Origin of the sequence: Pseudomonas violetae (genome assembly GCF_023072615.1) — a bacterium.
In the GTDB taxonomy this organism is placed as follows: Bacteria; Pseudomonadota; Gammaproteobacteria; order Pseudomonadales; family Pseudomonadaceae; genus Aquipseudomonas; species Aquipseudomonas violetae.
In genome coordinates, this window is record NZ_JAKNRW010000005.1 from 283,689 (window position 1) to 309,276 (window position 25,588).

The 25,588-nt window shown below is 59.6% G+C and carries 12 protein-coding genes; 7 read left to right on the top strand and 5 right to left on the bottom strand.

Going from position 1 to position 25,588, the window contains the following annotated elements; translation table 11 throughout:
• Nucleotides 1–50 precede the first annotated feature (50 nt).
• Nucleotides 51–7,055: an NEL-type E3 ubiquitin ligase domain-containing protein gene (locus L9059_RS10020; protein WP_247290474.1), complete on the bottom strand. Its 7,005-nt coding sequence runs from the start codon at nt 7,053–7,055 to the stop codon at nt 51–53.
• Nucleotides 7,056–7,203: 148 nt separating this feature from the next.
• Between L9059_RS10020 and L9059_RS10025 the strand changes: the two genes are divergently transcribed.
• On the top strand, nt 7,204–7,425 hold the full coding sequence (locus L9059_RS10025) for a DUF2970 domain-containing protein (protein WP_247290475.1): 222 nt from the start codon (nt 7,204–7,206) through the stop codon (nt 7,423–7,425).
• Between the two features lie 8 nt (nt 7,426–7,433).
• On the opposite strand, the gene L9059_RS10030 is transcribed toward L9059_RS10025, so the two are convergent.
• Nucleotides 7,434–8,507: an ABC transporter substrate-binding protein gene (locus tag L9059_RS10030; RefSeq protein WP_247290476.1), complete on the bottom strand. Its 1,074-nt coding sequence runs from the start codon at nt 8,505–8,507 to the stop codon at nt 7,434–7,436.
• Nucleotides 8,508–9,028: 521 nt separating this feature from the next.
• On the opposite strand from L9059_RS10030, the gene L9059_RS10035 reads away from it, so the two are divergent.
• A complete protein-coding gene (locus L9059_RS10035; protein ID WP_247290477.1) occupies nt 9,029–10,687 on the top strand; it encodes a nitrite/sulfite reductase in 1,659 nt (552 codons plus the stop codon).
• On the top strand, nt 10,671–11,165 hold the full coding sequence (locus L9059_RS10040) for a DUF934 domain-containing protein (RefSeq protein ID WP_247290479.1): 495 nt from the start codon (nt 10,671–10,673) through the stop codon (nt 11,163–11,165). Before L9059_RS10035 ends, L9059_RS10040 begins: the two co-directional genes overlap by 17 nt.
• A 41-nt stretch (nt 11,166–11,206) precedes the next feature.
• Here L9059_RS10040 and L9059_RS10045 read toward each other — a convergent pair whose 3' ends face one another.
• The 3 genes from L9059_RS10045 to sohB all read right to left on the bottom strand — a co-directional run bounded on the left by L9059_RS10045 (nt 11,207) and on the right by sohB (nt 21,067).
• Nucleotides 11,207–15,055 carry a dermonecrotic toxin domain-containing protein gene (locus tag L9059_RS10045; RefSeq protein WP_247290481.1) on the bottom strand — a complete coding sequence of 1,283 codons (3,849 nt, stop codon included), beginning with the start codon at nt 15,053–15,055 and terminating at the stop codon, nt 11,207–11,209.
• Nucleotides 15,052–19,812, bottom strand: coding sequence for an NEL-type E3 ubiquitin ligase domain-containing protein (locus L9059_RS10050; RefSeq protein ID WP_247290483.1), 4,761 nt, complete (start codon nt 19,810–19,812; stop codon nt 15,052–15,054). The genes L9059_RS10045 and L9059_RS10050 overlap by 4 nt, the downstream gene beginning before the upstream one ends.
• 232 nt (nt 19,813–20,044) lie before the next feature.
• A complete protein-coding gene (gene sohB / locus L9059_RS10055; RefSeq protein ID WP_247290485.1) occupies nt 20,045–21,067 on the bottom strand; it encodes a protease SohB in 1,023 nt (340 codons plus the stop codon).
• Nucleotides 21,068–21,274: 207 nt separating this feature from the next.
• On the opposite strand from sohB, the gene L9059_RS10060 reads away from it, so the two are divergent.
• The 4 genes from L9059_RS10060 (at nt 21,275) to L9059_RS10075 (ending at nt 25,519) form a co-directional block, all read left to right on the top strand.
• Nucleotides 21,275–21,985 (top strand): histidine phosphatase family protein, encoded by a 711-nt coding sequence (locus L9059_RS10060; RefSeq protein WP_247290487.1) that lies wholly within the window; start codon nt 21,275–21,277, stop codon nt 21,983–21,985.
• 64 nt (nt 21,986–22,049) lie between these two features.
• A complete protein-coding gene (locus L9059_RS10065; RefSeq protein WP_008154977.1) occupies nt 22,050–22,364 on the top strand; it encodes an SCP2 sterol-binding domain-containing protein in 315 nt (104 codons plus the stop codon).
• A gap of 305 nt (nt 22,365–22,669) precedes the next feature.
• Nucleotides 22,670–24,517, top strand: coding sequence for an amidohydrolase (locus L9059_RS10070; protein WP_247290567.1), 1,848 nt, complete (start codon nt 22,670–22,672; stop codon nt 24,515–24,517).
• Nucleotides 24,518–24,655: 138 nt separating this feature from the next.
• Nucleotides 24,656–25,519 (top strand): LysR family transcriptional regulator, encoded by an 864-nt coding sequence (locus L9059_RS10075; protein WP_247290488.1) that lies wholly within the window; start codon nt 24,656–24,658, stop codon nt 25,517–25,519.
• Nucleotides 25,520–25,588: the final 69 nt, after the last annotated feature.

Genomic DNA, 25,588 nt, shown 5'->3' on the forward strand with positions numbered 1-25,588 from the left:
GAACCTGGAGTCGAACTTGCGTCGACTCCAGGTTTTATTTCAGCTCACCGTTAGCTAGCAGTGGCCTGCCCGGCGATCTCACGGGAGGTGAGCTCGCTTATCAGGTTGCGCACATCAACGTCATTGGCCGATTGCAGCGCGACCCCCTCTTCGAAGTACGCCGGACCGAATTCGGTGTACTTATCTTCAAGCGCTTCGCGCTTCGCGTTGAACTCGCGCTGCACGCGGGCGAAATCGGACGGGTATTGTTCCCGCAAGAAGTCCTGCCAGTATTTATGCTGGACCACTTGTTCGGCAAATTCCGCGGTCTGCTCGCGGGCGATGATTCTGAGGTACGCCTGGTCAAGGTCCGCCGCGCTGACCTGCGCCAAGCCGGCAAAGAGCATGCCTTCGGGCTGCGGCGGTAGATCGAGGCGGTGCGCCAGGCCGATGCGGTAGGCCAGGCGCACTTCGGCCGGATCAATCCCCGGGTTGAGCTCGATTCGCGTCCTGGCAACCTCCTCGACCTGAGCCAGGCGAAACAGGCGCCTGGACAACTTGAGTAACTCTTGCCCTTTGCGCTCAGGAGTTATGGCCTTCAAGGCTTCAAACTCGAAGACTTCAACCTCCAGCGCGTTGAACAGCAGGATCCGCCCATCGCCACAGGTCGCCCGGTCGCGCATCGCCTCCGCCAGGCCCATCAATCGCTGGCTCAGCGTCTCATCACTGTTGGCCGACTCAAGCACGCGCCACACGCGTTGCGTAAGACCGGGGCGATCCATCATGAAGTCGCGAGTGTGCCGCAGTTGCGACAGGATGTAGCACAGATGGTTGTGGGTATCCTGCGCCATCACGGCGCTCCAGACCGCGTGTTTTTCCGAGTCGGCCGCCACCCCGACAAACCATCGGTCTTTCTGCACGGCCGATGCCTCGATATCCGGATGCAGATCTGCCCCGCCGGTGTTAAAACCAGCAGGTCGCACAGGTTCGTCGCCGGAATCGGAGGATTCACCGTGATAACCCTCAATGATGTGGTCGATATCCATGGAAGTGAAGCCCAGGCCGCGACCGGTCGTGCGCAAATAGTCCTGCAGGCGGATGAGTTCATCCGGATCCAACAGGTTGTCGAACAGATTGGTGCCGGCCATCAAATTGGCGTGCTCCGGCTGCAGCGCCTGTACGGGAATGGTCGAAATCTCGTTGTTCGTCAGGTCCAGTGTCGTCAGCGCAGGCAACTCCAGTACTCCCGCTGGCCAGTCCCGCAGGCTGTTGCCACGCAGGTCGAGGCTCTGTAGCTGGTCGAGGCCAGTGACGTCAAAATCCCACAAGCGGTTTTCACCCAGGTCCAGCACTTGCAAGCGCGGCAGCAAGCGTAACTGTCCCTGCAACGGTTCACTGCGACGAATATCGTTAAAGCTCACGTCCAGATGGGTGAGCTCCTGCAGTTGCGTAACGGCCTCAGGCAATACACCCATCAGATTCTGATTGAGCGTGAGGTTGCGCAACCTGGGAAACGAACGCAAAAAGCCGTCTGAATTGCCCGAAATCCCCACGCCGCTGAGCTTCAACTCGAGCACATGCTCAAAGTTGAAGGGCATGGCGGGTATATCGCCAATGACCAGCCCGGTAAAATCAAGCCTGGACTCTGCGTGCTCTGCACCTCCCACCGAGAAATCGCGCAGGCTGGTGCGCCAGCTCTCCAGCAACCGGTCTGCGGCTCGACGGCGATCCACGGCGTTCACCCAGGAGCGCCGCAAGCGCGTGGCCGGGACATCGATCCACTCATTCAATCGCCTGATCATCTGGGTCTGTTGCTGCTCCCATTGGACGAGGCGGTTTTCAATCTCGATGGCGCCCATGCCTTGGGCGAGCCATGCGTCGATTCTCGCGACGGCCTGGGCATCGCCCAATTGCGGATCCAGGCTTTGCAGCCTGGCGGCTGATGTGCGCGAGCCGGCTCCCTCGCCCGGGTCCAGCTCAAGCGCCAGCAACAGGTTCGGCCGCTGCGAGACCTCCACCGGGAAAAATGCCGGATCGCCTCCGGTCCTGCCCTGTGCCAGATGCTCACGGGTGATGCCCATTGGCGTCTGGGACGCCGTTCGTTGCGCGTAGCCACGCACCGCCTCCAATCCTTGGGGGTTCAGGCGGCAGCCTTGCAACGAGGTCACTTCCAGCAAGCGGTCATGCCCCATCAGCGCCGCGATGGGAACGTCCGTCACGGCACTGTGATTCAACGCCAGGCGACGCAGCCGGGTGAGCGTCAATATGCCTTCGGGCCATCTCACGAGCCGGGTGTGCCCCAAGTAGAGACTTTGCAAGTTAGTCAGGGCAGTGACGTCCAGCGCACCGACTCGATTGAAGGCCAGGTTCAGCGTTTGCAAGGAGGTCAGTTGGTTAAACAGCGCTTGGGTGGACGGTGTGATCGTCAATTCGTTGGCCGATAGATCGAGCGCGGTGAGATGCTCCAGCTCGGCAAGGCTCTGGGGCAGCACGGTCAGTCGATTGCCGCTGAGCTCAAGGGTGCGCAGGTTGGGAAAGCCACGCAGGAACTCATTCACCTCGGCGCTGGTCAGCTTGCACGCGCCCAGGTTCAAGCGGTGAATATGCTCAAAGGTGGTATCGCCTATGGCGGGCAGATCACCCAGCGGTCCAAAACCTGACAGCTCGAGCACTGCGCTGGCCTGTGGCGCACGCCACACCGAGGGGCCCGCAACGGGTTCTTGCGACGCATAGCGGCCACGCAAACTGTTCCGCGCGCACTCGTTGATTCTCTCAGCGAACAGCTCGCGATGGTGGACGGCCATTTCCTCGCCCTCGACCCTGACCGTCCGGTTCTTCCAGGCGTCCAATTCCAGGCTCAGCTCGTTGCTTTGGCGCAGTAATGAATCGACCTGATCCAGCAGTGCCCAACCTGTCAGGCCATCGGCATTAAATTTGGCCAATGCGTCGCCGGCGAAGGAATAATTGTCGGGCATGAGTTCCATCAAGCGCGCACGGCAATATCCGTCCACCATTTGCGCCTCATTGACCAGATGCGCCGGGTTGTCGTGGGTATAGTTGAACGCCTTGCGCATGTGTTGCGTTTCCAGTGCGCCCCAATCCAGGCGCAAGCCCCGCCAGAGCGATTCGTGACCTTCATACAGCCCATCCGGCAGTTCCTTGATAGGCACGGCCTGCAAGTCCAGGGTTTGAAGCCTGGGCAGTTGCAATACGCCAGCCGGCCATTGCTCCGGGGCACCAGCCAGTCGCAGTGAGCGCAGATGGGTGAGCTTGCTGAAATCCATCGACGCTGTATCGCCTTGCAGCGCCAACGCCTCCAGCTGCGGCATGGCTTCGATTGCCTGCAACAAATCCGCCGTGTAGGGCTGGGCCGTGCCTTCGAGACTCAACTCGGTGATAGCGCTCAATTCGCGCAGCTTGCCAGCCAAGGCTGGCATGTCCTGCTCTTGTACGGTGATCTCCAGTTTGCTGACCCCGCTGAAGTTGCGCAGCATCGCATCGGCGGAGTCGCCGACCATCTGGTGACTGTTAATACGAACAGTGCGCACATGGCTGAAGTCGGCAGCCAGCTCAGGCAATGAGGCGGCACTGCGCAAGTCAATTTCGAACGCCGGCTCCAGGCCTCTGTAGAGGCCTCTGCGCCAGCAGTCACGTACGCTTACCGCGAGCTGCCTGCGAGCAGAGCTCCCTGGGCGAGTGCCGATCCAGGTGACTAACTGGCGCTCCAATGCCTCGAACTCGCGCTGACGATTGCCCAACAGGTTGAACACTTGCTGATGGGTATCCCCGGCGCTCAAGCGGCTGCGGACAAATCGGCTGGCTTCGGCATCGGAAACGTTTGGGTAGAGTTCTCGTACCCTGGTCACGAGACCGGCATCGGGAAAGCCGACGCCGCGGCCACTGGCCAGGTAGCCGAGTTGCCCGGACGCCAGGCGCCAGGACGGAGCGCTGGCATTGACCGGTCGTTGATTGAGTACCCGTGACATTTCCTCACGATGGGTGTTGGCGTAACTCGCCAATTCTTCTTGCAGCGCCTGGACCGGGTCGCCCTGGAGCCCGGCACGGGTGGCGGGCGGCAGCACCTCGAGCAGCGCGCCAAACAGATTGCGGCCGTGCGCTGGAAGGCTACTGAGCGTGCCGCCGTTAGCGTCAAACGCCTGGAAAACGCCTTCGCGCTTGACCAGGTAATAACGAGTCGTAGCGTTATCAGCGCCGACACTGTCCAGCAACAGGCCGCGGGGCGAGCCCGAGCGGACTTCCACGCGCAAATCTGCCGTCCAGCCGACCACGTACTGCAAGGTGTGCACCGCCAGCCGGTCGCTGGCCACCGACGCCATGCCTTCCAGCCGCAGGCCACTCAGTGCGCGAGTCAGGGCCCCTTGCTGCAGGTGCGGGCGAATGGCCTTGGCCTGGCGCAACGACATTTTCCCGGTGCTGCGCAAACGTGCCGTCTCAGCATCACTTGACTGGTTCAGGACTTGCTGTGCTGCCTCCGGCGATAGCGTCGGGAAGCTGCGTTGCAGGCGCTGTATATCGGCGTTTTCCGCGAGGAATTTGGGGGCAAGCAGACGGTCGAACAGCATCTGTTTTCGCTCCAGCGCTTGATCGGCCAGGCGGTCTCTGAACATCTGCACCGGGTCTGCGCCGTCTTCCACGCTGCGGGCTCCCAACAACTGGATGCGCTGCGGTTCGTCGAGGGAGGAGACCACGAGCTCCGGCAACTTGCCGGCCCTGATTTGCGCCAGGCTGATCTTGATCGTGGGCCTCGCGCTGTGCTGGGCCTTGGGCAAACTCAAGCGCTGCGATGCCCCCCAATGCTCGGCCCCCTCGAAAACCTCCAAGACTTCGTCGAGCGGCCAATTGGGCAGATTGACCACCATAGGCGCGACCAGCTCGGCACCACTGTCGAGCCTACCTCCATTGCGCAAGCGGGCGATCAACTCGTCTACCTGCCAATCTGTCCTGAACGCGGCAATGGCCTCCGCCAGTCTCGGCGGTGGTGGCTGGTGATCGACGTGCATCTGGCGCAAGGTATCATCGCTGACCCCGCTGGCGTCTGCGATCTGCCGCAATTGCGCATCCGCGAAGCCATCCATCTGCGGGCCCATGCGTCGCAACAGCGTCAGGCGATCCCACTCCAGAGGACGCTCATGCACATGGCGCCAGGCGCCCAGCTGGTTGTGTTGCAACAAGGGCCGATACGCTTCGGGGTTGCCGGGGTGCTGGATTCGCCATTGCTTGAGTGCTGGATCGTAGGTCTTCTCGTAGGCGTTGCCCTCTAGCTTGATGTAGGTTTTGCCTGCCACCTCATACTGGCCCAAGGCGTCTGGCCTCACCCCATCGAGGACCACGTCGCTCTTGTAGGCGGCAAGGTCCGGGTGCCATAGCCGCGGCTCACCGAAGGGCGTGGTGACCGTGCGCATTCCGTCGACCAACCGTGAGGCCGTAATGGGGGGTGCCTTACTGGCCACCGCACCGAGCACAGCCATGAAAGCCACGTTCTGCAGGACCGAGCCGAGATGTTGCCAGGCTTCCTCGGCATCGCCCTCCTTCCAGGCTTCGACCCCCTGATACACCTCTCGCCCCAGCTGCACCGCAGTCACCACCAGCATCACTTCGCCCAGGCCAGGGACAAAAAAGGCGGCGACGTTGAGTACATTCAGGCCCCATTCAGTCAGATGCTCCAGGCGCTCGATCCAGGCCTGGTGGTCAACAGCGGCGGTCGGAATAGCCAACAGCCTGGCGTTGAACTTAACCCTGGCCAGATGAGCGTCGTAGCGTGCGCCGAACACCTGCGCATCAATGAATGTTTCGCTCAGGCCCAGGTTGACGTCGTCATTCCAGACCTCCTCGTACATGCCATTGCGGTAGGCTTCGGGGTTGTAGGGCGGGCCGGGCCAGACCGGATTCGGGTTCCATCGCTGGGTCTTGAGCTGGGCCTTGAGCCGGCGGAAAAACCTGGGGGATTCGTCCTGGGGCAGTAAGCCTGAGATGAAGCGTTGGAAGGTGCGCGAGCGCAGCCTGATGGCAAAGTCCTTGGCGAATGCGTCCAGGGACGAGAATTCCTTCACGGGGTTCTGCGGGTCACCGGGGATGCACACGATGATCCGCGCATGACGGTCGACCGCCAGGCTCCATACGGGTATCGGTAACAAGGCGTCGGCGATGTCCTCCAGCGTCGAGGTGGGTTTTCGCGATGCGGACCCGATGATCAATACATCACTCAGCTGCGAGCCCAATACGGTCAATTGGCTGTACGCCACTGCACGTCCGTCAATCTGCGGACTCGAACTGCCGTCGAGCACCGCCAACAGCGTGGCATACGCCGATTCACTGAGATCGGCCTTCATTCGCGCGATATGGGCCTGCAGGCGCAGTCGGTCCTTGTTGGCGGTGATCGTCTGCTCGCGAACGGTTTCCGCCGTCGTGGGCGTATCAAAAACTTCGCTTAGGTGGTCCTGATACTGCTGGCCCAGATCGAGCTGCCGACACAGGCTGGCGAACTCTGCGGGGTTGATCGACAGTTTGTCGCTGATCTTGTAACGCGTGCTAAAGAACGGGTACTGATCCCGTTGATCGTAAAGCTCGTTTTTCATGGAGCCGGCTGGCGCCAGTGCGCTGGTTTCCTGCAAGGCAACTTCGTCGAACGCCTCGTCGGCCTCGAAGTTGCGTAACGCAGCCTGCAACAGCGTCTGCTCATCGGCGAGATTGGGCGCGCGCAAGTGATAGAGCATCGTGGCGGTCACGTCGGGCGACTGGCCAAATTGCTTGCTCATGGCCGCCTCCAGCAGCGGCTTGGCGAATTCGGTGATGCCCTTGAAGTCCTTTAGTGTCGTGGCCAGCGCCTGGCTGGAGTTGTGGCTTTGTACCTGACTGTCGTACAACGCCAGGCGCAATTGCTCTGACGCCTGGGCGTAAAGCGTCGCATAGGTGCGGGCAAATTCCCCGGCGGGATCACGGACACGCACCAGGCTGTCGATATGTGACGGCGCAAGGTGTCGGGTCCAGTCAGGCAGGCGTCGCTTGATAAACGGAACATTAAATCCGTAATCAGCGGGGGGCGAGAGTTCGGGCATAAGGTCTATCCTGATGGCTGTGGGTAAGCCATCAGGAAATCACGCCCCTCCCCGTACCTGGCGGTACATACTTATCGGGGCGAGTGAACTGACGCGGTTCATTGACTATGCTTACGGCACAGACTCAACGCGGTACGACGGGGGGAATATGGACGATCCAGTGGACAACAACAAACCGCCAACCTTCTGGCAGATGTTGCACAGCGTCATGGCGGCGGCATTCGGGGTTCAGAGCGGGAAAAACCGGGCTCGAGACTTCACCCATGGCAAACCCAGTCACTTTGTAATCCTGGGAATTGTGTTCACCGCGGTGTTTGCGTTGACGTTGTTTGCCATCGTCAAGCTGGTGCTGCACCTGGCGGGCATCTGAGATCGCTGTCAGTGCATCAGGGTGAGCATGCTGAAGGGGTACCGGTAAGACGCCGGGCGACCTTTTGCCGACAGGCGCCGGAAATCCACCTGATAATCGGTCGAAGTCTTCATGGCCAGCAGGCGCTTGGCCTGCGTTTGATCGATCACTTGCAACAACGCAATCATCCGGTCTCGTCCCCCGTGCCGACTCAGATCCACACCGAGTTCATGGTCATGCACCTCCACCAGCGCCCAGCCGCCAAGGGTAAAGTGCCCGCCCACTAACACGCTCAGGCGTCCGTCCACCTTTGCCTGCAAGGCCAAAGGCGAGTTATTGACCGCACTGAAAAGTGCGTCCTTGCCCGGAACCCCGCCTACCTCCGAATACGCCTGCATCGCGCCGAACGCCATTTCGTCATTGGCTGACCACACCAGAGTCACTTTCGGATAGCGCTGGAACAGCATTCGGGCTTGCTCATACGCCCGCTGCCGGATCCAGCCGCTATACACCAATTGGCGCAAGCGTACCTCCGGATGTTCAGCCAAGGCGCGATACATGCCTTGCTCGCGCAAATGGGCAGAGGGCGTGATCTTCAAGCCGGAAAAGGCCAGCAACTCGATCACCTGACCGGGCGCGGCAGGCGGATGCTGGCGAATCAGTTCCTTGAGCATCAGGTAGCCGCCCTCCTCGTCATTGGTCACCAGACTGCCCAGCAGGTCAGGACGCTCCCCCAGCAGGCTTTTCTGATTGTCCGTCAGGGTCGCGTTGACCATGAACAGCTTCACCCCACTGCCCTGGGCCAGGCGCAAGATTTGCGGGGCAACGTATTGTTCGTTGACGAAGATCAGGTAATCCGGACGGTGTGGCCCCTGCAAGGCCTGACGGGCTTGCGCCAGGGTCAATTCCGGCATGCGATCGCTATAGAGCACCTGCAGGTCAATGCCCAGGTCATCCGCCGCCGCTCGCATGAACTGCGCGTAGCTCACCCAGAAGTTTTCGTTGGTGCCACCGGGACTTAGGAACAGCACCGATTCGGCGCGCGCAACCGGGCCCCAGGCAGCGCTGAATGCCAGCAATAGAGTGAAGAAGTATTTGAGCATTGGTCGTCCGGGCCCCGAAAATCCGCCGCGCATTATAGCCAGCGAACCCCGGTAAATCGGCCTTTACTGCAGATTTTGTCTGACAACCGTCGGCACCAGGCCCGGACGAGGTTGGTTATTGATGACTGACCCAGAAAACAGCAGTACCCACGACCAGGATGATCAGGAACAAAATGGCCCAGGCATCCACCGTACTATCGGGTTTTGAAGCTTTGGTAGGGTTGCTCATTGCATCGCCTCTTGTCGGTTTTATCGGTGATTGCAGGAAGACTCGCTCACAGTTAAGACGACGATTGCCCACACCACAAACGTGGGTTTGGTAACAACGATTCTCGTTAGTCGTTTTGGTTCTTTACATATACTCAAACATCACTTTTGCGCATAACTACAAACTGGTATCTTGCCCCGGCTCCGTTGGGAGTGCGCGGCCGTGCGCGCAGAATCGCCGAGGCACTATCGGACTTCAGCAAGCCTCACATGCAGCTGGAACCGACCGGCCCAAGCCTGAGAACAGGACTTATATGTACGTATACGACGAGTACGATCAGCGGATCATCGAGGACCGCGTCAAGCAGTTCCGTGATCAGACCCGACGCTATCTGGCAGGCGAGCTGAGCGAAGAAGAATTCCGCCCCCTGCGCCTGCAAAATGGCCTTTACATCCAGCGTTTCGCGCCGATGTTGCGGGTCGCGGTGCCTTACGGCCAGCTGACTTCGCGCCAGACGCGAATGATGGCCAAGATCGCCCGTGACTATGACAAGGGCTATGCCCACATAAGCACCCGACAGAACGTGCAGTTCAACTGGCCGGCGCTGGAAGACATCCCGGATATCCTGGAGGAACTGGCCACCGTGCAGATGCACGCAATCCAGACCAGCGGTAACTGCCTGCGCAACGTCACCACCGACCAGTTCGCTGGCGTCGCTTTCGATGAGTTGATTGATCCGCGCCCATGGTGCGAGATTGTCCGCCAGTGGACTACCTTCCACCCTGAATTCGCCTACTTGCCCCGCAAGTTCAAGATCGCGATCAACGGTTCGACGTCCGACCGTGCCGCCATAGAAGTGCATGACATTGGCCTTGAACCGGTGCATAACGCGGCGGGCGAGCTCGGGTTCCGAGTTCTGGTCGGGGGCGGCCTGGGCCGTACCCCAGTGGTCGGCGCCTTCATCAACGAATTCCTGCCGTGGCAGGACCTGTTGAGCTACCTCGACGCCATCCTGCGTGTCTACAACCGCTATGGCCGTCGTGACAACAAATACAAGGCGCGGATCAAGATCCTGGTCAAGGCGCTAACCCCTGAAGTCTTTGCCCAGAAAGTCGACGCGGAAATGGAGCACCTGCGCGGTGGTCAGACCACCTTGACCGAAAGCGAAGTGCATCGGGTCGCCAAGCACTTCGTCGACCCCGACTACCAGGCGCTGGACGATCAGAGCGCGGCATTGACCGAACTTGACCAGCAGCACCCGGGCTTCGCCCGCTGGCGCACGCGCAACACCCTGGCGCACAAGAAGCTGGGTTACGTCGCCGTGACACTGTCGTTGAAACCGACCGGCGTTGCCCCGGGGGACATCACCGACAAACAACTCGATGCCGTTGCCGACCTGGCTGATCGCTACAGCTTTGGCCAGCTACGAACGTCCCACGAGCAAAACATCATTCTGGCGGACGTCGAACAGTGCCAACTGTTTAACCTGTGGGGTGAACTGCGTGAGCAAGGGTTCGCCACGCCGAACATCGGCCTGTTGACCGACATCATTTGCTGCCCGGGCGGTGACTTCTGCTCCCTGGCCAACGCCAAATCGATCCCGATCGCCGAATCGATCCAGCGTCGTTTCGATAACCTGGACTACCTGTTCGACATCGGTGAACTGGACCTGAACATCTCGGGCTGCATGAACGCCTGCGGCCACCACCACGTCGGCCACATCGGCATTCTCGGGGTGGACAAGAAAGGTGAAGAGTTCTACCAGGTCTCCCTGGGGGGCAGCGCCAGTCGCGATGCGAGCCTGGGCAAGATCCTCGGCCCGTCCTTCGCCCAGGAAGCCATGCCTGACGTGATCGAGAAGCTGATCAACGTGTACGTCGAACAACGTACCGAAGACGAGCGCTTCATCGACACCTACCAGCGTATCGGCATCGACCTCTTCAAGGAGCGCGTCTATGCAGCGAATCATTAAGAACAACGAAGTCGTCGACGAAACCTGGCACCTGCTGCCCAAGGACTTCAATATCGACGAGATCAGCAACTGCGATGACCTGATCGTCCCTCTGCAACTGTGGCGTGAACACAGCCGAATGCTCAAGGCCCGCGATGGCGGCCTTGGCGTGTGGCTGGATGCGGATGAAGAAGCGGAAGAAATCGGTGATGACGTGGACCAGTTCCAGGTCATCGCCCTGAACTTCCCCGCCTTCACCGATGGTCGCAACTATTCCAACGCCCGCCTGCTGCGTGACCGCTATGGCTTCAAGGGCGAGCTGCGGGCGATCGGCGATGTGCTGCGCGATCAGCTGTTTTACCTGCGTCGCTGCGGTTTTGATGCCTTCGCCTTGCGCGCCGACAAAGACCCTTACGAAGCGCTGGACAGCCTCAAAGACTTCTCGGTGACCTATCAGGCCGCCACTGACGAACCGCTGCCACTGTTTCGTCGTCGCTGACGCGTTACAGGCATGACCCCGATCGGGGTCATGCCTCATCGCTATTCAATTGGAAACGGTCGCCCCAGAGCCACCCAGTCATGGAATAACCTGGCACGGTCTTCCAGAACGCCCAGCACAGCCATGGGACTGTCCAATGGACCTGTGCTCACAGGCACGTCACGAACCAATCTTGCCCAGAACTCTGGCGAGGCATCCGCCTCGCTCAACAGGCGCCATACACGCGCCTGTAAATCCTGATACCTGACCCGGAATTCCGGTGTGAGGCTGAGGGTGTTCATGCTGCCCAACAGTCGCGCCCCCGCAGGCTTGAGTAGCGTTCGCTGCCAGATCTGCAACCCTGTATTGCGGTGCTCTGCTTCAACTCCGACTAACCAGGCCGCAGGTTCAGAATAACCAACCCCCGGGCTGCTCAACCATAAGTTGATCCCAGTGCGCTCACGATGCGCCACCAACCGTTGCAAAGTGTCCGGATCCGTCAGCGGGTTGTTCCACAGCAATACCCGGTCCCTGGCGGTAGCCTGGTTAACCACGGCCTGGGGGACTCGCGTGATTTGGTTGTGGCTCAAATCAAGGAACGTGAAGTGCGGTTCATCCGGGATCCCCAGAGGGCAGCGGCTGATTCCGGTATTCCTCAAGTTGACCCAGCGCAAGTTGTTCATGCCAACCAACAGCGGTGGAACCCCTAAAGGGTTTTCGCCCAGGTCGAGAGTTTCCAGGCGGGTCAGGTCGCACAACTGCGAGGCAGTACGCTCGTTGAATACCAGCCGCGTGGTTCGCAAGTTGAGCGAAGTCAGTTGGGTCATCTGGCCGATCACGGGCGGCAAAACGCTGCCTTCAGTGCCCATGATGAAGCGACTCAGGTCCATACTTTCCAGATTTAATACTTCAAGGTTTGGAAAGCTCTCGAGGAACCCATTGAGACTTTCTGGCACGCCCAGGTCGAAGCCTCGCAATGATAGTTCAAGCACCTCGTTGAACTTGATGCTCATCGCCGGCAATCGATGGTAATCCTCGAAGTCGAGCACCAGCCTGACGCCGCGCAACCGACCATCCCGATATAAACGATCTTGCATCGGACCGCGTTTCTGCCAGATAGCCACCAACTCCTCGGCAAGCTCTGTCCTGACTCCGCGCTCCTGCTCCGCTGCGATTTGCATCACATGGTCGTTTTGTGTGGCGATCTGCATCGCGTTCATACCCGCGGCTTGCGGGTCGCCCAGGTTCAGGACGGTAATGTCCATGTCATGGATGTCCTGCGCCACCTGCCCGACCCAGTCGTTCAAGTCGTAGAGGAGTTGATCGAGTTGCAGGTTCAGCCGATCGATGTACGCCTGCAGGTAGTCGCCGGCGTCGTGGATCAGTTGATCCATTTGCGCCTCGCTGATGTTCGGGTAAACATTGCGCAACTGCAGTTTGTTCATTCGTAACTGCAGCGACTGACCCTCGGGAGTGTTTGGGTAACCCCCGCCGCGCAGCCCCGTCGGCTCGAATGCCAGGCCGGCGTCCAACCTTTGCAGACCGAGCAGTGTTTCGGCACGGGGTAACGCGCAATCGGCGATTTTCAGCCGTAGATCCCTGGCGGGATCCGGCGACCGGAGTTGCAGAGCCGTGCACTCTTCATCCGTCAATACGCCCAGCACGGCGTCGAAAAAGTCAGTGGGGTGGTCTGCGCGCAGATAGTGCCCCCCAGCCTTGATGATCTGCCGCAAATGCGCGGCATCGAGTGACCCGCAACGGTCAAGTACTCGACCGGAAGCCGTGCCGTCCAGGATCTCGATTTTGAGGTCATTCGGCCAGCCGGGTAGATTTTTCAGCGAGTGCAGCGCCAGTGCGTCCGACCCGGGGTTCGCCGCCGTCCGCAGGAACAAGCCTTCATAGGCCCGATTGAGGCGCACGTGCAGTTGGTACTGTTGCGCCTTGCTGTGCAGGCGTGCAATCACTGGCGGGATTTCACTGGCGTGGGGCAATTGCTGGATGTCGACACCTTGGCGATCGAGCATTTGTTCGATGGCGCTTTTGGGAAGGTCCGGGTACTGCTGTTGGAACAGCCTGACCCACTCATGCTGCGACTGTTGCAGCGCTGCATAACGGCTGTTGAACAGCGCCGGGCTGGCGGATAGACCGAGGTCCTGAGCGAGCTTGAAACGGCTGATGGTGTCGGCCAGCAACGGGGTTTGCGCGCGACCTGTCTGCATCAACCTCAGCATGTCGTCATCCACTGCACAGACCTTGTTGATCTGTGCCAGCACCTCATCACTGAAGGACGCTACCGAGGGGCCGAGGCCGCGCATCAGTTCCAGCCTGGTTGCCGGCACCGGGCCTGCGATGGCGGGTGTCGGCGTGGTTGTATCTTCCAGTGCAGGGGCCTCACGCTCAGGGTACCGTTGCGTGATGCTACCGGCTTCGGTTGTTTCGACTTCCAGCGCCGCGCCCATCACTGGCAGCGCATTAAGTACGCCAAAGACGGTGCGGGTTATGCCTGCAGAACGTTCGCCGGAGTTACTGGCGTTGATCGCATGGTCCAGCCCATATCCGGCGTCAATCAATCCAGCCAGCGCCAGCATCCCTTCCCCTCCCGGGACGAACAGAGCAAGTGGCCCGAACCGGTTGACCCATTGCACGACCGGCTCCACAACCGCACTGAGGTTGTCGCGATTGACCTGCGCGTCGTCACGGATGCTCTCAGCATTCGCCCGGGCGGCCTGCTTCATGGTCAGTACCAGCCGCGCGAACGGATCGGTGTCCGCCGCCTGATCCTCGAAACCGATATAGTCGCTCGGGTCCCAGTAACCGTCGTTATTGAAGAAACCGGCATTGTTGCCCAGCCAATGTTTGGCCGGATAAAGGGCCATGCCATCCAGGGCGGTGAAGACGCCGGCATGAAAGAACCCATCCTCCCGATCCTCTTCGGCAAAGTGGCCAGCCAGCGCCTGCCTGGTGGCACTGCCTCGACCCTGCACTACCGCCCATTGGCGCAGTTCAGACGCGTTGGCGAAGTCATGTAACGGCGAAGAGTTGCCCGGAACATACAGCACAATCCGCCCGCTATGGGCGTTGCGCAAAGCCCAGACATCGGTCGCGGTGTAGCGGTAGATTTTGAGCAGGCCGCAAGTGATGGGCGGCACAATTAGGGTCGGCGCATGCAACTGCGCGAGGGTCAGGGTGTTCCACTGCTGGTTGGGCGGCAAGCCTGCGGCCTGCAGGGCCAGCTGCAGGCCCTCCTGGCTCAGACGTCGCTCATGCCGTTGCAACCACGCTGCCATGACAAACGCCGCCTTGGCCGCCGTGCGCAAACCGCAGGGCGCAGTTGCAACCAGCGCATCGTCGCCCGGCCAGGCCTGCTTCAGGTAGGCCTGGTACAAGCCCTTCAAATTCAGATTCCAAACCCATTTCTTGAACTCGTCGGGGCGTAGCGGGATTTGTGTCGACGGCCCATACACTTGCGGCGTGGTTTGGCGATAGATACCTTCATGCGCTTGGTGGTTGCCGCTGCCATGGTCGGCAAATTCGTCGACATTCTCCACGATGTTGACGCTGGGGCCGACATCGGGTGGCGAGTAGAGGCCGAGCGCGTTTTCTGCGAATCGCCCGTCGCCCACCGTCTGATAATTCGACAGCACGGCTTGCAGCAGCGACTGAGAGCTCGCGACCCGGCCCTGTTCGACCCCCTCACGTGCAGGATGACCCTTGAAATGATAATCCAGCGTGACCAGCGAGGCCGTTCGCGGATCGATGCCCAGGCCCCATTTTTCCTTGATCAGGCGTTCGGCGAACTCCGCCGGGGTTTGTGGGAGGCTGAGATCGAGCGCGGCTTTTAATTCGTCACGCATGTTAACCGTGACCGTCGGTTTTGGGGCATCAGTCGGGCCCTGGAGATCATCAATCATTGGGCGGTCTCCGGCGGGCGGCTGGCGCTTGGCGCAGCGGGGGCGGGATAACGCGTCAGCGCGGCGGCCGTCAGTTGGCGCATCAGTGCCCGACGCTCGTTCTTGAAATTGTCGATGATGGTATTCACGCGTCCGGTCGACGCCTCGCGGGACAGATCAAATTGAGATTCGACTTGCGCGACCCCCCGCGCCACGCGGTCATTGATCGCCAGGAACTGCTCCTCATGGGAGGACTCCAGGTATTCAGTCCAAAACCCTTGGGTCATCATCCACTCGCGCATTGCACTGGAGCCTTCAACGGTCAGCACCCGTTGATAAGCCGTATCCAGCGACGCTGCCGATACCTCGACATTCGAGCGCGACAACAGGTACCGCGGTTGCGACGGCAGGCCCAGGCGTTCCGCAAGGCCCACTCGATAGGCCAGGCTGATTTCCAGTGCATGTTCATAAGAAGCGGATTGCGAACCGGGCCGCATATTGATGTCAGCCAGCGCCAAACCTTCGACCTGCTGCAGCCTGAACAAGCCCCTGAGCAAGGTGACCAGTTGCTGCTCCAGCGACTCGACGCCGGTGGCAGCCGACACCCTGGCCCGGTAGCACAGCACCTGGACCTCCATCTCGCTGAAGAGTGACGAGTAGCCATCAATGCTGAACCTGGCGAGCCTCGACTGGCGGAAAAGCGCGCGGCGCAAGCGATCATCAAGGCTCGCCGCTTCCAGCACATTCCAGACCCGCTCGCTGAGGTGATGGTACAAATGGGTGTAGTCGGCCGTCGCGGACAAACGCCCCAGTACATCGAAAAAACTGTTGGAATCAGGGTAGGACTGCAATGATTCCCACACCGTTTGCCGGCGTTGCGCTTCAATTTCGCCCAGGCCCACCAGCCAATGCGAGCTCTGCGCCTGGGGCGTGGTGTATGCGCCAGGCCGGCGATACTCCGAGGCGATCACCCCAAGGTTGACGCCGGTTTTCTGCTGGTGCGCCACGATTTTTTTCAAGGTGTCAGCTGTCAACGGGTTGCCGTGGATATGAGTCCCTTTGTTCCCGAGTGAATTACCGGTAAAAACCTCCTCCCCAACGGTTTCAATCTGGTTATCGCGTAAATCGAGTTCACGCAGCTGCGGTAGATTCGAAGCGCCAGCAGGCCATTGGTTGATCCCGGTCGCGCGCAGATTAAGTTGCTCCAGGCGTTGCAGTGCGCTGACGTCGGGAGTCCGGGTCAGGTTTGGATTAAAAGAAAGATCCACGGACTCCAAACGTGTCATACCCGCCAGCAGTGTCACTGATTCGGCGGTCAGTTGAATCTGGTTATCACTGAGGTCCAGATGCTCCAGACTGGACATATTGCCCAGGGCCAGGGGCAACCTGGTCAGATGATTGCCTCGCAATGAGAGGTGGCGAAGATTGTGAAAGTTATGCAGAAAAGCATTCAATCCGGCGCTGGCACCTACGCCGTTCATCACCAACCGGCCAACATGACTGAAATCGCCAGTGATGACCGGCAGCTCGCCCAAGGGTTGAGGCGCGAAGATCAGCGTGCCCAGTAGCCTGTCGTCAGAGTCCGCAAATTCCGGCTCTTTGCGCCAGCAACGGATGATCTTTTGGGCAGTATGATATTTTGCGTTTTTACTGACCTCAAGCCTTGGGCTACCGGGCTGCTGATGCCAGGTTTGCCGACTGACCCACTGACTCAGCACCTGCCTGATTGTCTGGAATTCCAGCCTGAGTGCTTCGAGCTTGGTCAGCACGGTAATGACGTTCGTCCCCAGGGCGTTGACCAGGGCATGAATTTTTGCGGGGCAATGGAGCGGATGCAACTCCAGCGCCCTGCTGACCAGTACGTTGTCAGAACTGTTGACGACCAGGCGAATGGGGCTGGCCATGGGCGTTTTCGGCATGGGTCGATCCGCCAGCCGCATGGGCGAGGTATAGCCTGACCAGGTTGGCATGGCATTGACAAGTTGTGCGATTGCAGCGCGCCGGGCCAGCGCGAGCTCGGTGATTTTCTCGCGCAACGCCTTACCGGCGTCACGGGTGTTCACCCCCAATGCCGTCCTGCGCTGAGCCGAGAGTCCATGCCAGAGGGCTTCAAAGTAGCTTGCACGCGTTCGGTTGCGGACAATGCTTGAGGGAGTGATGTCATCGACCACGACAGAATAGTGATCGGGATGGATGTCGATTCGCACTTTTTCCGTTGCCTGTTCCAGACCAATATAGGCCGACCGGGTCGTGGCGCCAATTGCCTCGCTCATCCGCAGCCATATGTCGTCGGTCCAGCCCGGGAGCTGTTGCAATGTGTCGAGGACCAGGCGGTTAGTGGCCAAGCCTCCCGTCGCATCGAGGAACAATCCTTCGTAGGCCCGACTGACGTGCATCACCTGGAGATAGCGACGCGCTTCCTCAGCGAGCCGCAAAGGTATGTCACCCGCCTCCAGGGCATCCCATTCAGCGGTTTCGGCGTTCCTCACCAGCTCTTCGGCAATGGCCCGGGGCAGTTGGGCAAACCTGTCCATCAACAGGGTTGCACGGGCGTCACTCGCCACTTCGGTACGCATGTAAACCCAATCGAACAGGGTTGATCGATGACTTTCAGCCTGTTCGGCCACCACCCTCGCCAGCGCAGAAGCCTGGGTCGCTGGCTGCGTTGATGTCGTGCCCAGCAAGCTTTCTCGAGCACTTCTTTGCATCGCCGACAGCAGCGAGGCGTGCAATTGTCCATTGAATAACACCTGCTGCTCGATACTGATGGTGCTGCCCTCTGCGGCACCTGCTGGTCCATACAGAGCGGCTTGCCGACCACTCGCATTGACCACTTTGATCCTGCAATTCGATGGCCAGCGGCTGTAGGCGGTCAACAGCCGCAATTGCAGATCAGGGTCGGCCTGGGCGGCCAGTGAAGGGTTTCTTGATTGCGCAATGAAGGCGTTGATTGCCGCATCGGCGCGAAAGCGCTGCACCGTATCGGCCAGTAGTGCCGGGGGATGGCTTCGGTCGACGTGGGCCTGGCGCAGAACCGAATCATCGATGGCACAGACAGCAAGAATCTGTCCGGCCGTGGTATCGGACAGGTCATTCTGGTGATAACCGAAACGCCGAAACAGCTTGATTCGGTCCCACTCCAGCGGCAGCTCCGAATCATGCCGCCAGGCCCCGGCGTCGTTGGTTTCGAGCAACGGTGCATAGGTGTCATTGCTGCCCACCGCCGGCAGCACTTCCCAAAGATCCGTGGCAGGTTTCGGGCGAACGGCATAAAGCCTGTTGTCGACGGGCAGGAATGCCTGACCGTCAACCCATTGAAGTCCCCTGTTATCAGGCGCCAGTGTTGCGGGCAACCGCCGGCTTTGCTGGTAAATCGCCAGATCGGGATTCCACAAGCGGCCCCGGGAGTCGCTACCTGGCACCTTCCTCAACCGCTCGATGAACACGGAGCTCCTGACCGACCTGAAAACCTTTCCAGCGACTGCTGTGCCTGCGGCAAAAGCAGCCATGAGGATCAGGTTTTCCACGGTATCGAACAAGTAATCCGTGGCCTGTTCCTGCTCGCCTCTGGCCCAGCTGGCGACCCCTTCGTAGACCTCCACCAGCATCTGCAAGGCGGTTACCGCCAACAGGACCTGGCCAACCACCGGGACAAAAGAGGCACCGAAAAGCAGTAGATTGAGGCCGATGCTCTCGTAGGTCTCCAGTCTTTGCAGGCGGCTCTTCTCGTCTTCATCGTCCGTGGGAACTACCAGCAATCGGGAATCGGCCAGCATCTGTTGCGAGTATTGACGGAAGAGCTCCTGGAACGGATCGCCTTGCAGATCCGAAACTGATACCGACACGTAGACACTGCTCGGGGGTAACGGCGAGCCGCTGGGTGAGGCCAAGCGTTTATTCAGGGTTTCCAGAAAAACCGCACGTTCACTGAGCTTGATATAGCGCAGGAAGTGCTGGCGGAACTCACTCTGTCTCAGTCGCCGGCTTAATTGCGCTTCAAAGTCTGTATACGAAGCGTATTCCTTCAGCGGGTGCAGTGGGTCATCCGGCAGATAGACCGCGCAGCGGGTGCCGTCATGATCACCGACTGGCCCGATACGCAGCGCCCCACGGATGGTCACGTCAAACAATTTCAACGCCTGGTATCCCAGGGTGCGGCTATTCAGAACGATGGCCTGTTGAAGTTTGACGCCCTTCAATGCCTGGTGCATTTCAACACTGATGGATTGAGTCATCAGCGCCACATGGCGTTTCACTTCAAAGCTGTTTTTGGCGTGGGTGACAAACTTGGCCGATAATGGGTTAACCGCAGATAGCGGCTCAAACAGCGACTTGATATGAGTCTGGTACTGCTTGCCCAAGTCTAGTTTTCGACACAACAGGGCAAACTCGTGCGGCTCGACAGGCAATATCCTGTTGACACTCCCGGTGATTTTTTCAGGAATATAGAGGGTCGACGTACTGCTGTAATTCTGCGACAACGTTTCACTGAGCTCGAAATTTTCGCAGGCAGCAGTCAGCAGATCCCGGTCGATCGGCAGGACCAGCTTCTTGCGCAGCCCCAGCAGGCTGGAAGTGGAGCGAACATGTTGAAAAATGACACCGACAGGATCAACAGGGTTACCCACTTTGTCCGAGAGGGCCTTGGCCAGTAGCGGGAGGCAGAATGCGTCGGGCGCTTGAAGGTCCTTGAGGATCTCGGCCAGCTCGCTTCTTGAACCGTGGCTTGCGATCAGGCTCTCATAAAGTTCGCAGCGCAATTGACTGGATGCGGTCAATAACCATCCAGGGGCATTGGTTTTAATCAGGTCAAAAAAGACGCCCTGCTGATCGGGGGTCAATACAGGAAGGGTCGGAGTTGCGGTCTGCGCAGGCATGATCAATCACTCGAAACTGACGGTGACCATCAGCCTATCGAGCCTGCTTTTTCAGATGCCCTACATATATATCGCCGGATAAAAAAAGACCCCTTCCACTGTATTCAAATGAAAGGGGTCATGCGTGACCGTGTTACCAGAAGCGTTGTTGGGTCAACCGGCTCCACCACGTCAGCAATACCCGGTCGACCGAACCGCTGGCCGCCATGCCGATGCGCTCCTGCAAGCTTTTACGTTCGGCATAGTGCAGGTGATACAACTCAGATTTTTTCGCGCGCTCTGCCAGGTACTCGTCGCTGGTCTTGAGCTCATCGACCAGTTGCAGGTCCAGCGCGGCCATGCCCAACCAGATTTCACCGGTGGCCACCTCATCAATCGCCAGTTGCGGGCGATACCGGGATACGAAGTTCTTGAACAGCTGATGGGTGATGTCCAGGTCTTCCTGGAATTTTTCCCGGCCTTTCGCGGTGTTTTCGCCAAACACGGTCAAGGTGCGCTTGTATTCCCCAGCGGTCAGCACCTCGAAATCGATGTCGTGTTTCTTCAGAAGGCGATTGACGTTGGGCAGTTGCGCAACCACGCCGATGGAACCGAGGATGGCAAACGGTGCGCTGATGATCTTCTCGCCAATGCAGGCCATCATATAGCCGCCGCTCGCCGCGACCTTGTCGATGCACACGGTCAAGGGTACGCCTGCGTCACGAATGCGCGCCAGTTGTGACGACGCCAGGCCGTAGCTATGCACCATGCCGCCACCACTTTCCAGGCGTAGCACCACTTCATCCTTGGGTGTGGCGAGGGTCAGCAAGGCGGTGACTTCATGGCGCAGGCTTTCAGTGGCGGAGGCCTTTATGTCGCCATCGAAATCCAGCACGAACACCCGGGACTTGGCCTCGGATTTCTTCTTCTGCTTTTTCTCGGTCTTGGCCTGGGACTTGCGCAGCACCTTGAGCTGGTCCTTGTCGAGCAAGCTGTGCTCAAGGCTTTCACGCAGGCCTTTGTAGAAATCATTGAGCTTGCTGACCTGTAACTGGCCGGCGGATTTACGTCGACCCTTGCTGCGCAATGCCGCAAAACTGGCCAGGACCACGAGAATGGCGACCACCAGTGTCACGGTCTTGGCCAGAAAGCTGGCGTACTCGGCAAAAAACTCCACAGCAACTCCTTCATTACTAAGCGAGGCGTGAAAACGCCCGCAGGGTGGTAACCAGCATACCCATGAGCCGGCCTGTCGGCCAGCCGCGAAACCTGTAGTAACAGGCCTGGAACGGGCATTTCAAACAAGCGTATGTTTTTTTATTGACAGCACACCATCATCCCCCATAACCTCGCCAGACCTTCAACGTACCGGGATGAAGCGGACGTGGGCAGCATCTATCTGATTCGACATGGGCAAGCCTCCTTTGGTGCAGACGATTACGACGTCCTGTCGTCGACCGGTGTCCGCCAGGCGCAAATCCTCGGCCAGCACCTGGCCGAACTGGGTATCAGCTTCGATCGCTGCCTGGCAGGCGATCTGCGCCGTCAACAGGATACGGCGACCGGCGCCCTCGACCAGTACGCCGTCGTCGGGTTGCCCGTGCCTATCCTGGAAACCGATGCGGCCTTCAACGAATTCGACGCCGATGCGGTGATTCGCGCGTTGCTGCCAGAGTTGCTGCCGCAGGAACCGAAAGCCCTGAATATCTTGCGTAACGCCGCGCAGAACCGCGGCGAATTCCAGCGCATCTTCGCGCTGATCATTGAGCGCTGGCTCGCCGGCACCTATGACACGCCGGGACTGGAAAGCTGGCTGGAGTTTGTTGAGCGGGTTCGGGCCGGGCTGCACCGTATTCTCGAGAGCGCCGACAATACCCAGAAAATCGCCGTGTTTACCTCAGGCGGGACCATCACTGCCCTGCTCCACCTGATCACCCAGATGCCTGCTCGGCAGGCCTTTGAACTGAACTGGCAAATCGTCAACACCTCGCTCAACCACCTTAAGTTCCGTGGGCGCGAGGTGGCACTGGCTTCCTTCAACAGTCATGCGCACCTGCAACTGTTGAAGGCCCCGGAACTCATCACATTTCGCTGAGTCCGGATTATTGTGACCCTGGCTGTAATCATCCAGCTCTAATTACCCAAGAAAGGATCGAACCATGACCTCCGTAGCTGATGCCGTACAAGCAATGAAAGCCAAGTTCAACCCAGCCGCTGCTGCCGGTCTGGACCTGGTCTTCGGTTTCCGCATCGACGACACCAAAAACTTCTCGCTGATCGTAAAGGACAGCACCTGCGAACTGCAGGAAGGCGAAAATCCGGACGCCCAGGTGACCCTGGTGATGGACGGTGAAACCCTGGAAGGCATCGTCAGCGGCGAGACCGACGGCATGCAAGCGTTCATGGGCGGCAAATTGCGCGCTGAGGGCGACATGATGCTGGCGATGAAACTGTCCGAGCTGTTCCCGGCCTAAGCGACGCGCCCCGATCTTCGGGGCCATGCCTGGCTGCAAACGAATCCCGCCCTTCGAGGCGGGATTTGTCGTTTTTCGGCTCGGTGAAAAGGCCGCGGGTGGATTTGCCGTCTATATTTCTTCTGGCCGCATGCGTCAGACATCGGCTGCTGGCCCTCGCTTGCGATGCAATAAGCCCTGTGGAGAGCACCGCCATGAGCGCACGTGACGACCACGACGGATTGAACCGCCGCCGTGTACTGCAAGGCCTTTCGGCAGGCGCCGTCGGCGCCTGGATCAGCCCGCTGTTTGCTGGGAGTAAAACCATGCCCGACACCCCCGCCGACCTCATTTTGTACAATGGACGCCTTCACACAGTCGATCGCAAGAAGCCCCAGGCGAGTGCCGTGGCGATCAGAGACCGTCGTTTCGTAGTGGTTGGCAGCGATGCCCAGGCCATGGCATTGCAAGGTCCCGGTACGCAAATCGTCGACCTGCGAGGTCGCACAGTGATCCCCGGCCTCAATGACTCGCACCTGCATCTGATCCGCGGCGGCTTGAACTACAACCTGGAACTGCGCTGGGAAGGCGTGCCGTCCCTCGCCGATGCCTTGCGCCTGCTCAAGGACCAGGCAGACCGCACGCCAACGCCACAATGGGTGCGTGTGGTCGGGGGCTGGAATGAATTCCAGTTCGCCGAGAAGCGCCTGCCTACCCTCGAGGAATTGAACAAGGCTGCTCCGGACACGCCAGTGTTTGTCCTGCATCTCTATGACCGCGCCCTTCTTAACCGCGCAGCGTTGAAGGTCGTCGGATACACCCGGAACACGCCCAATCCGCCGGGTGGCGAGATCCAGCGCGACGCCAATGGCGATCCAACCGGGATGTTGATTGCCCGCCCCAACGCGATGATCCTCTACTCGACCCTGGCCAAGGGGCCAAAGCTGCCGCTCGAATACCAGGTGAACTCGACCCGCCAGTTCATGCGCGAACTTAATCGTCTGGGCGTTACCAGTGCCATCGATGCCGGTGGCGGATACCAGAATTATCCTGACGATTACCAGGTCATTCAGCAGTTGGCCAAGGACAAGCAACTCACGGTTCGCATTGCCTACAACCTGTTTACTCAGAAGCCGAAGGAGGAACTCACCGATTTCAGGAACTGGACTGGCACCTCTCGTTACGGCCAGGGCGATGACTTTCTGCGGCACAACGGCGCAGGCGAAATGCTGGTGTTCTCAGCGGCAGACTTCGAGGACTTCCTCGAACCGCGTCCGGACCTGCCACAAACCATGGAACAGGAACTCGAACCAGTGGTTCGGCATCTGGTGGAACAACGCTGGCCGTTCCGTCTGCACGCCACCTACAACGAATCCATCACGCGCATGCTCGACGTGTTCGAGAAGGTCAATCGAGATATCCCGTTCGATGGACTGCCATGGTTTTTCGATCACGCAGAAACCATTACCCCGCAGAATATCGAACGCGTCAAAGCGCTGGGCGGGGGGATCGCGATCCAGGACCGCATGGCGTTCCAAGGCGAGTATTTTGTCGACCGTTATGGCGCCAAGGCAGCCGAACACACCCCACCCATCGCGCGCATGCTCGCCGAAGGCTTGCCGGTCGGTGCCGGTACTGATGCCACACGGGTCTCGAGTTATAACCCCTGGACTTCGCTTTACTGGCTGGTGAGCGGTCGTACGGTCGGTGGACTGGAGCTGCATCCCCAGGGCCTGAGCCGCGACACCGCGCTGGAACTGTTCACCCATGGCAGCGCGTGGTTTTCTTCTGAACAAGGCAAAAAAGGCCAGATCAAGGTCGGGCAGCTGGCTGACCTGATCGCGCTTTCAGCCGACTATTTCCACATTGAAGACGAGGCGATCAAATGGATCGAGTCCGTGTTGACGATTGTCGATGGCAAAATCGTCTACGGTACCGCCGAGTTCGACAAGCTCAGCCCGCCGCCAGTACCAGTGGTGCCTGAGTGGTCGCCGGTGGTCACAGTGCCCGGCCACTGGAAACCACTGGCGCCGTTGACAGCCCAGGTTCATCAGTGCGTGGGCGCCTGCGCAGTGCACGCCCACAGCCACGAGCGAGCACGACTGTCCTCTGCACCGGTCAGTGATTTCCAGGGGTTCTGGGGAGCGTTCGGGTGTTCGTGTTTTGCATTCTGACAGCCGTGCCCCATTGCCCGCGATGGCGACATCACCGTCGCAATCGCCGGCAGCCCGGTTCCCAAGGATGCATCGTCCTCCCTCGCCACAAGTCAGCACTGCTCCTACAATGCCTGCACCTCCCGCACCGGCCACCCCATGGACATCGACCTCGCCCGCACCTTCCTCGAAATCGTTCGTCACGGCAGCCTTGCCGCCGCTGCGCAGAAGCTCCACGTCACCCAGACCGCCATAACCGCACGGGTGCAGAAACTCGAAAGCCAACTTGGCGGCACGCTGTTTGTGCGCAATCGTGCCGGCGCCCGCCTGACGCCCAACGGCGAGGCCTTTGTGGTGTACGCCAACCAGTTGGTGCAAACCTGGGAAGCGGCGCGCCGGGACTTGCCGCTGCCCGAGGGTTATCGCAATGTCCTGCACATCGGGGGTGAAGTCAGCCTGTGCAACCCGCTGATGCTTGGCTGGGCCGGCGAACTGCGGGGGAAAATTCCCAGCCATGCGCTGCGCATGGAAGTCCGTGATGGCGAACATTTGTTGCGCCAGCTCGAGCTTGGGCTGCTGGACGCGGCGCTGGTCTTTCAGCCCGAGTACTGGCCGCGCCTGCAGGTCGAACAGGTGCTGGAAGAAAAACTGATTCTGGTGCGGCTGGTGGCCAAACCCGACCCCTACGTCTATATCGACTGGGGCCCGGAATTCCGTCGCCAGCATGATGCCGCGCTGCCGGAAAACGCCCGGGCGGCCCTGAGCTTCAACCTCGGCCCGCTTGGCCTGCAATACATTCTCGAACAAGGAGGCAGCGGGTATTTCCGCACTCGGGTGGTCCAGAGCTACCTGGAAAGTGGCATCATGGAAAAAGTACCCAAGGCTCCAGAATTCAACTATCCCACCTACCTGGTCTACTCCCGCGACCGGGATTCGGCGACGCTGCAACAGGCATTCGTTCTACTGCGCGAAGTCATCAAGCGCGATGGCGACTGGTCACAACGCTGGGACCCGCTGACCTGAGCACAAGTTGCACCGGAGCATGGCGTTTGTGCCGTTGAGATCAGCCCAGCCAAAATCCTGGAATCGGCT